We start from the raw sequence: 12,226 nt of genomic DNA, 5'->3' as shown, positions 1-12,226 counted from the left end.
GGCGACGCAGTGCAGCAGTGAGATCTGCTGATGTGGGGTGAGCGCGTCGAATTGCGAGATGCCCACTTTGAAATCCCACTGCCATCCATCGGGATCTTGCATTTGATCGGGGATGCTGAATCGTTCGAGGAGGCGGTCGATCAAGGAGTCAATTGCGTTGCAAATGAATGTTGCTTCGTCTCCGGCGAGTGTTCGATCGCCTTCGCTCGTTTGCCACATGGTTTGCTGCCTTTCCTTACGTGTGGGCTCGTATTCCGACGCGGCTTGGGTTTTGATCCATGACCCGAGAATAGAGCCGATAGAAACTGCTGGCGGTGCGTCAAAGCCTAGTTTTCAGGTATCGAAACTCGCCAGCGGTTTGTAGATTTCATCAAGGGTCAACCTGATTTCGTTTAACCGGTAGCCGTAGGCGACGTGCAGTGGCAAGTAGGTCGCCTTTGGCTGCCCGTTAAACGCAATACCGTTCAATTCTCGTTTAACCCGTGCCCGAAGGGTAGGTTGTGTTGCGTCAAGCGTCGCCTACGGCTACCGGTTAAACGAAAACGCCACAACCCGGTGCTTCATTGAACGGTATTGCCGTTAAACGAATAAATCAACAGCCCGCCAAGAGTTTCGGGAGGGCTCTCCATTGCCGAAAGTCTTCGCGACTTTCGCTACGGCCTTCAACCCTCATTCTTGATGGTGGGGCACCGCTAACGGAGCCTTGGTCCAGTTCGAGCACCTGCCTTTTGACAGCATACCCGCTGGGTGGCGTTGCGGGCAGCGTGGCGTTTGAGCGTGTCTCAAAATGAAACAACCTCCCGCGAGGGAGGTTGTTTGGTAGCGTCGATGTGGTCGCGAGTTTGCGAATGGGGTGTCAAACGTTGTCGGCCGTTTCCGCGAAGAGATAGGCGACGGCGATTGCTAGCATTAGTTCTTCACGTGATCGCGGTCGGCCGAGTATCAGCTCGCTAGGCGATCGGCGGCTCGACGTGCGGGGCGGACTCGTGAGGATTGGCCGGCAGCGAGTCCTTCCGAGCCGGACTTCACGTGGACATCCATTTGTGGGAACGGGATGGAGATTTCAGCGGTATCGAGTTGCGTTTTCACTTCACCGATCAGCATTTCGTTCACCGGCCAGTAGTCCGACGCGGCCACCCACATTCGGACTTTCCAGTCGACGGCGCTGTCACCGAGCCCGGCCAGCACGACCGCACTACCACGGCCTTCGCCGGGAATGGTTTTCGCGGCTAGGTTGTCGAGGGCTTGCTGTAGAGCGTTTCGTGTCGCCTGCAGGTCCGCTTCGTAGTCTACGCCCACGCAAACTTCGATGCGGCGATGTGCGTGGTGGGTGATGTTTTCGATCGTTCCGCCAGCGATGGAGCTGTTGGGGACAATGATTCGGCGGTTGTCGGGTGTGTCGAGAGTGGTCGTGAAGAGATCGATCTCGTCGACTTTTCCGGTGACAGACGCGGTCGTTACAACGTCTCCCACTTTGAACGGGCGGAAGACCAGCATCAGCACGCCGGCGGCGAAGTTGCTGAGAGTGCCTTGGAACGCGAGGCCGACGGCAAAACCTGCGGCGGCGAGCATGGCGGCAAGCCCACCGAGAGGGGCGCCGAGTTTGCTAAGCACGGCTCCGACGACACCAAACATGATGAGGTAGAAAACCATTTTGCCGACAAATTTGCCGAGTGTCTCATCGACACGGCGGCAAACCGGTTGGCTGATGACCCGCATGAGGTACTTTGCCACGAGGTAACCGATGAAGATTACGAACAACCCGATCGCTGCGGAGAACAGGGCAGGCGCGAGATGCACGGTGGCGTAATCCGTCAGGCCGGTGAAGTCACCTTCGGCCATGTTCGAGATCAGCGAGGAGGTTGCGTCGGCGATCCCGGTCACGTCTTGCGACTGCGAGGTGTTGGTCAGCGACGAGGTTGTCGAGGCGTCGAGAGCGGTTCCCGCATCAGTCGGGAGGATTTCGGATGAATTCATGAGGGCGCGATGAAACCAGGGGGAGGAAATTCACAGCGATACGCATGTCAACTGTGAGTTGTCCCTGATTTAGCGATTGCCCTCATTCGAAATCAAGACGAGTCTCGGAGGCATTTTGCACCCTATTCGCCGTCCCACCACCAGCGATCGGCATCGTCGGCTTTCTTGACCGAAACGAGCGTTTTAAGTTCGGGCTGCTCGACTTGGTTGTCAACGATTCCGAACGCGTTGATGCTGACACCTCCCGAAGCGGTCACGGTCCAGCCGGCGCGGCCGTGAATGAAGCTGCACTGGGGAGACAGCGACTTGGGCAGTTCGAAGCTGGCGGTCTCGACGAGTGAGTCTGTGCCGCGGAGGACGCTCAGGTCGATACCGCTGATCTGGTCAAGGTTTTCTTGGGTGATCAGTGTGGCGACGACCGACAGGTCCATGACGTTGCGTAGATCTCGGAAGACAGGCCGTGCTTTGGCCAAGTCGTTGAATTTCTCGGTCATGGTGTTGGCCCATTTGAGGGCGAGTGGATCTTGGCGTCCGTCCGACGCGACCGAACCGTCGGCTGCCACGATGTCTTCTTCAGTCAGCGTCTTCACGCCTTGGCCGCTGATCATCCAGACGGTTCCGTCGGCGTCACGGGCGACCGGATCGTAATCGCAGGCCATCCACCAGCGAGGGCTTTGTGCGGAAGACTGGCGTTTGTTTTTCGCCATTTGCAGGTAGCTCGGCAAACCTTTGACGGGCGACTCGGTCAGTGCCATCGCGATGCGTTTCATTTCGAAGTCGGCCGCGACGAGCGTGCGGGCAAAACGGCTGTCCGTCGCAACGCCCGCGAGTTTGATCATTTGTGGGCCGAAGGCTTCTCGCATCCCGGCTTCCAGGAAAGCGGGGTTTTGGCCAGGGCGTAGTTTGACGTTTTTCAGAAAACCGCGGAGGCGTTGTCGGCCTTCGGCGGTAGGTTCGATCGAGCAGCGGATGCCTCCGTCGCGGCGGGCTTCCTCGACGCTGCGGAATGCGGTCACGAGGTCGTCGAGACGCAGCACCGAGCCGCCGGTTTGTTTGCCGACAACGGCACCGTCGGCACGAACTTCCCAGGCTTCGGCGGGGCCGACGAGCAGCAGGTCGTTGTTTTCCTTGTCGACGACGACATATTCGATGCGTTGCATTCCGGCGAGGAATGCGGCTTCGTCGTCGATGCGTCCGCCGGTTTCATGCATTTCACGCAGCTCTTCCTGCAAGCGTGCGAGCGAGATGACGCGTTTGTCAGTAGGTTGGGCCAATTCACCGTTGGGGCCTTGCACGGCGGCACGAACCATCTCGGCCATTTCTTTCTGTTCGGCTGGGGTGGCGGCACGCACATTGCCTTCGGGGTCGATCATCACACCCCCGACGGCGCTGGTTTGTCCCAGTCCGAGTCCCGCTTCCGCTGTCGAAGATGCGACACTCAACGAAAGCACCATGGTCAAACAAGCCAAGCCGAGCATCGCTGTGCGTCGGACTCGATGTGAAAAGACGGCGGTTTGGGGCGACTTTGCGGAAAAAGGGCGTCGAGGGAGAGAACGCATCGAGACAGATTCCTGCTCAGGTGAAAAGTTTCGTAGGATCGAGACTACGATTGATTGTATATGCAACCGCTTAGAATACTTGTGGTGTTTTCCAGTGACAAGCAAGCCAGCCCCACCACCCGCTGTTTCCTCGAGAATGGACGCCTATTTGGTGCTTCATCGGGGGTCTCGCTGGACCGACGTGTATCGATTGGCCCCTCCGGCGGAGGTTGTGTTGGGACGATCTTCGGAAAACCAGGTGGTTTTGCGGAGCGGGAAAGCGAGCCGGCGTCACGCCCGCCTAGCCTGTGACGAGACGGGATGGTTCATCGAAGACCTCAATAGTCGCAATGGCGTATTCGTCAACGAGGCCCGAATCGATCGTCCAACGCGTTTGTCCGAAGGCGATCGTTTGCAGGTCGCGGGTTTCGAAATGCGTTTTGCTCACGATTTGACGCATTGGTCGGGCGACGCAGGTGGGGCCGTGTCTGTGGCGGACCCAAACCGCGTGAACCCGGAAGAGGATGTCACGCAGGAGGACGTGTTGGGCGAGCAGGGTATTGCGGACCCAGATGCTGAGTGGCTCGATATTGTTTCTCGTTCGCCTGCCTCACGACTTGCCCAGCCGATTGGTTTCTCGCCGAGCCAAGCCTCAACGGTCAGCGAGTCATCGTTCGTGTCGCCGGGCGGTATTGGCGATGGGGGAGATGTTGTTGATGGAGAGGCAGGGCATGCAAACACGAGCGGTTTGCCGGTAAAGTCGGACTTGTCCCTTTTGCAGATGGCGTTTGCGATGGGGCGGTTGGATTCCTCGGATGAAGAATTCGATGCCGCTGCGGAATTGTTGTTGCAGACGCTCGCGGCGCAGATCCCGTCGGCGGAAATTGGTCTGTATCTGTATGTCAACGACGGCGAGTTGCCGATGCCTCGGCACGTGCATCAGCGGGAGGGGCATCGCTATCGTCGGCCGCCGGAATCGCTGGTTCGCCAAGTCCGTGCACCGGGGGCGTCGGCTTTGTTGGCACGAAATGTTTTAGGGGACCGAACGCTCGCAACCGAAAATACTCGCGGCGAAATTGATGTGGAGTCGATCGTGCTCGTTCCGCTGCATGTGCCCACTCCGCCCAACAATCACGCGGCGGATGGTATGCAGGAGGGGACTGTCGCGGGGCGAACGGCAAGTCAATTCCCTGAGCAAACGGCTGAGCAAATGCAGGCCGGTCGGATGGATACGGCAAACGGATTCGTTCATGTGATCACCACGGCCCGGGATCCTTCGCTGAGCGAGCGTGATCTCGCCGTGATCGTGACGGCGTGCGAAATTTTTTGCGAGGCATGTCGGTCGCTTTCCCAACGGCAGGAGTTGCAGCTAACGTTGCACCAGTCGCGTGAAACGATTCGTCGGCTGCGCAGTCAACTCGCCGGAAGAGTCAAGTTGCTCGGTCGCAGTGATAAGATCCAGCAGGTGCAGTACCAGATTGCCCAGGTCGCTCGCTCCGGTGCATCGGTTTTGTTGCGAGGTGAGTCAGGTACGGGGAAGGAGTTGGTCGCCTCGGCGATCCATTATGCCAGCCCTCGAGCAGATTCGCCGATGGTTTGTCTGAACTGCGCGGCGTTGTCGAAGGACCTTCTCGAAAGCGAACTGTTCGGGCACGAGAAAGGTGCCTTCACGGGGGCGACCGATCAGAAGAAGGGGAAGTTCGAAGCCGCTTCCGGCGGAACGCTGATGTTGGACGAGATCGGCGAAATGAATTTGGACCTGCAAGCCAAACTGCTTCGCGTGCTCGAAGGGCATCCGTTCGAACGAGTCGGCGGTCACGAAGCGATCCGCGTCGACGTTCGCGTCGTTGCCGCAACGCATCGTGATTTGCAGGCGATGGTGCGTGCGGGCACGTTCCGGCAAGATCTGTTCTATCGGTTGAACGTGATTGAGATCGTGGTGCCTCCGCTTCGTGAACGAGGACGCGATATCACTTTGCTCGCGGAGCATTTTGTAAGCACGTTCGTTCAGACGATGGGCCGTGGTCCGATGAAGCTGACTCAAGGGGCCATGAAAAAACTATTGGCGTACCCATGGCCGGGAAATGTCCGTGAACTACGCAACGTAATCGAACGTGCCGTGGTGATGGCACCATTGGAATTACGCGGGACGCATGAAATCACAGCGGACGAGATCATGCTGACGCGGGCGGTTGTGAATGAAACCGCGGTCGACGAGGCCGAAAACCCGCAGCGAGCAAGTGCTCAACCCGCATCGGGCCGACGTATGGAAGTATCGCCGTCCATGTCGTTGGCGAAGCTCGAGCGTGAGCACATTCAAAATGTGCTGAAGAGCACCGGTGGCAACAAAAGCCAAACGGCTTCGATTCTCGGGATCGAACGCAGTACGCTCGACCGAAAGCTGAAGCGGTATGCGGCCGAAGACGCAAAGACACGTAGCTGAGTCTTTCGAAGACTCAGGGTGGTGTGTGGATGTCAGTCTCGGAGAGCCTGACCTACGTGGTTTGGTTGTGAACACGTAGCTGAGTCTTTTCAAGACTCAGGGAGAAGTGCGTGCGTCAGTTTGTGAAAGACTGACGCACGCGGCCAAACAGGGGCAGGCGTGTTTTTATGCCTGCGGTTCGGTCATCTTCCAAGGATCGAGTGCTTCGGTGAGCTGGTCCTCAGGAAGGATGTTTTTCGCCACACACAACTCACGGATCGTTTGCCCTGACTTGAAGGCTTCCTTGGCGAGAGCGGCGGCTTGCTCGTAACCGATCAGCGGATTCAAACTGGTGCACATCGACAAGGATTGTTCCACGGCGGCGTTGCAGGCTTCTTCGTTCGGTTCCATTCCGTCGAGACAGAAATCGATGAACGCCGAGCAACCGCCGTCAAGCAATCGGATCGATTCCAGTGACGTGTGAGCCATGACGGGCATCATGATGTTGAGTTGGAAGTTGCCGCCGCAACCGCCACTGATCGTCATCGTGGCGTCGTTGCCGATCACGCGTGCGGCGATCTGCATGAGCGACTCGCACATCACCGGGTTGACCTTACCCGGCATGATCGAGCTGCCCGGCTGGCGGGTGGGGAGTTTGACTTCGTAGTAGCCACAACGTGGTCCGCTGCCGAGCCAACGAATGTTGTTGGCGATGCCGAGCAAGGTTTGGGCGATGCACTTGAGTTGACCGTGCGACTCGACCAATCCGTCTCGGTTGGCGTTGCCTTCGAAATGGTTGACCGCTTCGACGAACGCGATGCTGGTTTGTTCAGCCAAGTTAGCGGCGACGCGCGATCCGAATTCGGGGTGCGTGTTGATTCCGCTGCCGACCGCCGTTCCGCCGACGGGCAGTTCGAGGACCGCGTCGCGTGCTTTCTCGGCCCGAGCGATGGACAATTCAATTTGACGCGCAAAGCCGCTGAATTCCTGTCCCAAACGCAGCGGTGTGGCGTCCATCAAGTGGGTTCGTCCGATCTTGATGATCTTGTCCCACGCGTTGACTTTCTCTTCGAGCGATGCGTGCATTCGCTTGAGCGTCGGGATGAGTTTGGTTTCGATTTCGACGGCGGTCGCAACGTGGATCGCGGTTGGGAACGTGTCGTTGGTGCTCTGCCCCATGTTGACGTGGTCATTGGGGTGAATCGGTTTGTCCTCTGCCATCCGATCGCCGCCGTCGATTTCGATCGCACGGTTGCTGATCACCTCATTGACGTTCATGTTGCTGCTGGTGCCGCTGCCGGTTTGGAAAACGTCGACCGGATATTGCCCGGTGAGTTTCCCTTCGGCGACTTCGGTAGCGGCCGCTAGCATCGATTCGACCTGTTTGTCCGACAGAGGGTTCTTGCCCGTGCCGGTCAATTTGCCGAGGTCACGATTGGCGATCCCGCATGCGAGTTTGACCCGTCCCATGGCAGAGATCATGGCGGGCGGTAATTGCCAACCACTGACCGGGAAGTTCTCAACCGCCCGTTGAGTTTGAGCACCGTAGTAAGCGTCCGCGGGAACGTGAACCTCGCCCATCGAGTCGCGTTCGGTTCGTGTCTTGGTCATGATGAGTGATTCGGATTGGTTGGCTGCAAAAAGCGGGAGCCCCGACGTGGGGTTCCTCCGTGCCTGATGAAGCTAACAAATCCGGGCCAAGGCGCGAACGACCGGATGCCCCGGTGAGACGATCAGTCCTCGGGGGTTTGCGGCGGCGGTTCGAAAGCGAATTCCTGCCATTTGACGGCCTTGTCCATCGGCACGATTTGCAGGATTAGAAAGCCATTTTGGTACAAGCGGACGGTCCCGGTGGATTGGCTGACGACGACCGAGACGGCCTTCGTCTTGCGAGTGATCGCGGCTGCGGCCCAATGTCGCGACCCGAGTCCCTTGGTCATTTTGAGGTCTTCGTGCGATACCTCGAGCATCTGGCGACTGCGTTCGATGACGCCTTCGCTCGTGACGACGAACGCACCGTCGAGCTGGGCGACTTCCTTTGCATCCTCTTGAACCTTGGGGTCGAGCAGGTTGCGGTGCTTCTTGTTGTACCCGCGAAACGGATCCACTCCGCTGTCGTTGGCGTGCTCGAGGACTTTTCGTGTGTCACCAACGACGAACATGGTTCCGACGGCCTTACCTTCCCGGCCTTCGCGGCCGATCTGCGACGCCAGGTCAACGACCGCTTTGATGGTCTTCAGCGGCACGCTGCTTTCGAGCGTTTGCAGGTCACGAACGGTGAACCTTCGCATCCGTTCATCGAGTTGCAGGTGGCTGATCGAGTCCAGGCGTCCCTGTTGGAATCCGCTGTAAACGGCGACCACTTCCCCGTTGGTGCGGATCATCTCGTCGGCGGCGGCTTCGAGCAGTGCTTCCTGCAATCGCTCGAGCAGGGGTGCCTTTTCTTTGTTCAACGCGAGTGGCCGAAGTCCCGCTTCGGCCGCCCCGTCGAGATCCTCGAGGGTGTCCACCGCAATGATGACTGTGTTGTTTTCCGCGCCGGAAAGTTCGGAAACCCGTTTCCAATCGGTACCGCCGTCGAGCAACAGCAACAAAGCGTCGGCCCCTCGATCGGTCAACAACGAAACGCCTGCGCGGATCATCGCGGCGTTGTGTTTCGTGAGTCTCTGTGTTGCCATCGCGGAAAGGTTCTAGAAGAAAAGTCGACAGATACGGGCGAGCAATGCCTCCACCGGAAAGGCGGCTCTCACCGGACAGGCATCGCGGTCTGCGGACGCCCGTCGATTGACATGACTGGATGTGCACCCAGTTTAGCTGAACTCGCCTTCCTACCATAGTGAGACAGCAGGCCTTCGCGGATGAGATCGTGACAAATCAAACCCACCGACCTGGCTCGCAGTGCTACAATGAGCCATCGACTGATTTGCCGGATTGTCGGCTAGCTGTCGTCCAGACCCTCTCTCGAGAATTTGACTGATACTACCACATGAACTTGCTTCAAGAATTTCGGGGCGCGACCCCGAGTCTGTTGGCGGCGATTTCCAACACGAATCTGGCTGCTTTGATCGGCGCGTTGGTGATTTTCGTAGCCATCGTCGTGATTTTTTCGTCTTCGCCAGCTATTTCGGACTGTGGATTCAGTCCGTTTTGACGAAGTCGAATATTGGGTTCTCCAACCTGATCGCGATGACGTTTCGAAAGGTGAACACCCGCGCGATCGTGCGGAGTAAGATCATGGCGACGCAGGCCGGCCTCGACGATCCGGACCTGACCGGCGGCGCGTTGGAAGCCCACTACCTCGCCGGCGGCAACGTCCAGCAAGTCATTCGTGCCCTGATCGCAGCCAAGAAGGCCAAGACGATTTCATTAACGTTTCGCGAAGCCACGGCGATTGATTTGGCCGGTCGTGATGTGTTGGAATCGGTCCAAACGAGCGTTTATCCAAAAGTCATCGATTGCCCGCCACGCGGCGCCGCCAAACCGTCGCTCGATGCGGTGGCGAAAGATGGGATCCAGCTCAAGGTGAAAGCTCGGGTGACGGTCCGGGCGAACCTGCAACAGTTGATCGGTGGTGCCACCGAAGACACGATTATCGCCCGTGTTGGCGAGGGGATCGTGAGTGCGATCGGGAGCGCGGACAACCACAAAGCGGTGCTCGAAAACCCCGATGTGATCAGTAAAGCAGTGCTCGCGAAGAAGCTCGACTCGCAAACCGCGTTCGAAATCGTTTCGATCGACATCGCGGACATTGACGTCGGTGCCAACATCGGTGCACGTTTGCAGGCCGATCAAGCCGAAGCGGATACCGCCGTTGCTCGTGCGAACGCCGAAAGCAAACGAGCCGCTGCGGTCGCGGAAGAACAGGAGATGCAAGCCAATATCGAACAAAGCCGCGCCGAAGTCGTCGAGGCCGAGGCCGCGGTCCCGCGAGCGATGGCCGACGCGTTTCGCAACGGGCAGTTGATGATCATGGATTATTACCGCATGCAGAACGTGATCGCGGATACCGAGATGCGTCGTTCACTGTCCGGGGAACGCCCCGAATCGGCCAGCATCAACGCCCATCATTAATCCGTTAGGGGAGCCTTCTCGCGATGCCAAACGACCTCGAAGAATTCCTCCGACGCGCAGCGGAAATCCGTCAACAACGGTCTCTCGAACAGCGCGCCGAAGCGCAACGCATCGCGGAACAAGAGCAGCGTTCGCGACCGCGGCAGTACACCGATTCACGCAGCGAACGACACGTCGACGCCATCCACGTCGACTATGACGATGATGAAGGCGACGAGCCGATCATCGGCATCGAAATCCTCGAGGACGGAGGCGGGAAACCGTCGCGCAGCCAGGCAGATCACCGCGATTCATCGAGTGACACTCGATATAACTCTGAGCGATCGCGGTCCAACACGAGCAGCACAGCCAATGAGATCAAGGCGATGATGCGTCGCCCTGATGGAATGAGGCAGGCCTTCCTGATCCGCGAGATTCTGAACCGGCCTCGATTTTAGTTCGCGTGAGGTTCACGCGCGGTGATGAGCCAATCGCCGGCTGAGCCAATCGCGGGCATGCAACTTGCTGAGCACTCACTTAGCGCTCGTACCAGACGCCCTTAGCGAACAACCGCAGCGAACGCTCGCGTCGCAGGGACGCGAGGGCAACTTTCGGTACGGTTGTCGGCTCGATCGATCGTGCCTATGAATCCGCCGGGTCTGATCCGTTGGTCCACGGACCGGCCAGATTCATGTAGGTCGGGTCGGTCAGTTTGCTCCCATAATCGCCGGCTTTCCAACCGGGGATGTGATTGGGTTCGCCACGTGACGCGGATAGTTGTTCCCAACGTTTGGACCATCCCGGGTCGTCTGTTGTGATTTCGCGTTCGTCTGCGTCGAGGAAATAGACCTTCCCCTTTCGATAGCTCTGCGCGCCGAGGTTCACCACCGCCATCGCGGCCGCACCGAGGTCCGGTGGGTTGTTGCATTTCATCGGATCGCCGAGTTCACACGCATCCAACCAGTTCGCGAAGTGTGCGAGCGTGGTGTTTTCGACGGGCTTGGTTGAAATGCGTTCCGGTGCCTGTCGAACGTGCGTGACCGGACCGCGTTCTGGGATGAAATCAAACCCGTCGAACTGTTCGCCGTTGCCGAACGCAAAGGTGCCAAAGTGGCCACGGATCAATTGATTGACGCGTGATTCTTGGTTGCACATGGTCGCGGTGACCAAGCCTTGCACGCCTTCGTTGAAGTCCGCCACCACGGTGGCAACGTCGGGGACATCACGACCGTCATACTCCAGGAAAATTCCGCCGGCACCGGTGACCCGTCCGGGCAGACGCAGTCCGGTTGCTTTGAGCATCGAAGTCGTGCGGTGAACAAACAAGTCGGTGAACATCCCGCTGCCGAATGGCCAGAACCGTCGCCACTGGCGATAGACTTCGCGATCGAACGGCTGCTCAGGCGAAAGACCTTCGTCACTGCCGAGCCAGCGTTTCCAGTCGATTGTGTCGGGGGTCATGCCTTTTTCGAGTTTGTAATACCGCCACTGTCCGACGTTACTGTTGCGGAAGTACTCGGTTTGGAAGCCCAGGACTTTGCCGAGTTTTCCTTCTTGCAGCAATTCACGAACTTCGTCCCAGACAGGAAGGCTGGTCGACTGCACGCCGACCTGCATCACCTTGCCGCTTTCCTTCCAGTGCTTCTCGACACTGAAGGCTTCTTCCACCGTCTTTGTCATTGGTTTTTCACAATAGACGTTCAGCCCGGCTTTCAACGCGTCGACGGTTTGTTTGTGGTGCCAGTGGTCGGGTGTGCCGATGCAGACCGCGTCGAGGTTTTCTTTCTCGATCATGTCTCGGTAATCGACATACCGTCCCGGTTCGGTTCCGGTGTTCTCTTTGATGTAATCGGCAACGCGATCTCGCTGGGTTTTGTAAACCTCCGCGACGCCAACCAAGTCGATCTTTCTTCCCGAGGCGTGCAGGGCGCACAACGATTTCACGTGCGCATGGAAACCTCTGCCGCCAGGGCCGATAAACCCGATTCTCATCCGTTCATTGGAGCCTGCGGCAGCTTCGGCGCGTTGGGCAGCGAGTCCCAGCGACGACACCACCGCGGCGGTGCCTGCCGATTGTTTTATGAATTTTCTACGATTGGCGGGGGACGAACACTCGGGCATCGATCAACTCTCAAAAGGGGACAGGGAATTCACGTCAAGGGAATCTATATCAAGGGGATTCGTATCTGCGGCGGGGAACCACGCCACGTCGGTAGCATCAAGCTATTCGATTCGGCGA

The 12,226-nt window shown here is 58.3% G+C and carries 7 protein-coding genes and 2 pseudogenes; 3 read left to right on the top strand and 6 right to left on the bottom strand.

What is annotated here, in order from left to right; translation table 11 throughout:
- The 3 genes and pseudogenes from RSSM_RS13985 to RSSM_RS13975 form a co-directional block, all read right to left on the bottom strand.
- Positions 1-219 (bottom strand): annotated as a pseudogene (locus RSSM_RS13985) (hypothetical protein); the annotation flags it as partial.
- Between the two features lie 723 nt (positions 220-942).
- Complete coding sequence (locus RSSM_RS13980) at positions 943-1,977, bottom strand: mechanosensitive ion channel family protein (RefSeq protein WP_008679777.1); 1,035 nt, start codon at positions 1,975-1,977, stop codon at positions 943-945.
- Between the two features lie 122 nt (positions 1,978-2,099).
- Positions 2,100-3,536, bottom strand: coding sequence for a DUF1598 domain-containing protein (locus RSSM_RS13975; RefSeq protein ID WP_144059804.1), 1,437 nt, complete (start codon positions 3,534-3,536; stop codon positions 2,100-2,102).
- A gap of 136 nt (positions 3,537-3,672) precedes the next feature.
- Here RSSM_RS13975 and RSSM_RS13970 point away from each other — a divergent pair, with 136 nt between their 5' ends.
- Positions 3,673-5,958, top strand: a complete 2,286-nt coding sequence (locus RSSM_RS13970) for a sigma-54-dependent Fis family transcriptional regulator (RefSeq protein ID WP_044302535.1) — start codon at positions 3,673-3,675, stop codon at positions 5,956-5,958.
- Between the two features lie 165 nt (positions 5,959-6,123).
- On the opposite strand, the gene RSSM_RS13965 is transcribed toward RSSM_RS13970, so the two are convergent.
- Both RSSM_RS13965 and RSSM_RS13960 read right to left on the bottom strand, forming a co-directional pair.
- Positions 6,124-7,548 (bottom strand): class II fumarate hydratase, encoded by a 1,425-nt coding sequence (locus tag RSSM_RS13965; protein WP_008679768.1) that lies wholly within the window; start codon positions 7,546-7,548, stop codon positions 6,124-6,126.
- Between the two features lie 122 nt (positions 7,549-7,670).
- Positions 7,671-8,615, bottom strand: a complete 945-nt coding sequence (locus RSSM_RS13960) for a DNA integrity scanning protein DisA nucleotide-binding domain protein (RefSeq protein ID WP_008679763.1) — start codon at positions 8,613-8,615, stop codon at positions 7,671-7,673.
- Between the two features lie 308 nt (positions 8,616-8,923).
- Here RSSM_RS13960 and floA point away from each other — a divergent pair.
- Positions 8,924-10,008: pseudogene (gene floA, locus RSSM_RS13955) on the top strand (flotillin-like protein FloA).
- 23 nt (positions 10,009-10,031) lie between these two features.
- On the top strand, positions 10,032-10,445 hold the full coding sequence (locus tag RSSM_RS13950) for a hypothetical protein (RefSeq protein ID WP_008679756.1): 414 nt from the start codon (positions 10,032-10,034) through the stop codon (positions 10,443-10,445).
- 184 nt (positions 10,446-10,629) lie between these two features.
- Here RSSM_RS13950 and RSSM_RS13945 read toward each other — a convergent pair whose 3' ends face one another.
- Complete coding sequence (locus RSSM_RS13945) at positions 10,630-12,108, bottom strand: Gfo/Idh/MocA family protein (protein WP_044302534.1); 1,479 nt, start codon at positions 12,106-12,108, stop codon at positions 10,630-10,632.
- Positions 12,109-12,226: the final 118 nt, after the last annotated feature.

Source organism: Aporhodopirellula sallentina SM41 (genome assembly GCF_000346505.1).
Taxonomy (GTDB): Bacteria; Planctomycetota; Planctomycetia; order Pirellulales; family Pirellulaceae; genus Rhodopirellula; species Rhodopirellula sallentina.
This window is presented reverse-complemented; position numbering and strand designations above follow the sequence as displayed.